Genomic DNA, 628 nt, shown 5'->3' on the forward strand with positions numbered 1-628 from the left:
GGCGGGCCTGATCGCGCACCCAGTCCTGGGATCGGTTGGCCGACTTCGCCGCGTCGGCCGCGATCTTGGTGCCATCGATGGAGATCACCCCGACCGACACCATCCCGGCTTGGGCGCACAGTCGCAGGACTTGGCTGAACATGTCGGTAAACGCCTGGTCGTGGGCGGCGCGGAACCGCGCAATCGTGCTGTGATCAGGCCGATCCTGAGCACACACCACCCGATAGGCCACATGATCTGCGCACAACTGCTCGATCCGTCGCGAGGACCGCTCCCCACAGGCATAGGCATAAATCAACAACGCCACCAGCATGTCGGGGTCATAACCGGGCCGCCCGACCCCACCAGTACGGCGGGCGGCGTGAAACCCCGAGGTATCAAGCCGATCCACCACGTCGAGCACAAACCACACCAAATGCGAATCGGGCAACCAGTCCGCCATATTCGGCGGCAACAAAAACTCCTGATCACGCAGCACAGGACGATACGAACGAGCCATACCTCATCGTTTCGTGCCCAACAGTCAAGACCAAGCACCGCGACCGGCATTTCGCAACAGCCACCAGCTGCGTGGGATCAACCCGTCAAGCAGGCGAACGCTCAGGCGAACGCCTCGTGCCGGTTGTCG

Annotated in this window: 1 protein-coding gene; it reads right to left on the reverse strand. The window is 62.6% G+C overall.

The annotated features are described in order from the left end of the window. The coding region (locus A5698_RS02285) for a transposase (protein ID WP_197506602.1) at nt 1-478 on the reverse strand (478 nt) is incomplete at its 3' end. Nucleotides 479-628: the final 150 nt, after the last annotated feature.

This window comes from Mycobacterium sp. E136, from assembly GCF_001666865.1.
Taxonomy (GTDB): domain Bacteria; phylum Actinomycetota; class Actinomycetes; order Mycobacteriales; family Mycobacteriaceae; genus Mycobacterium.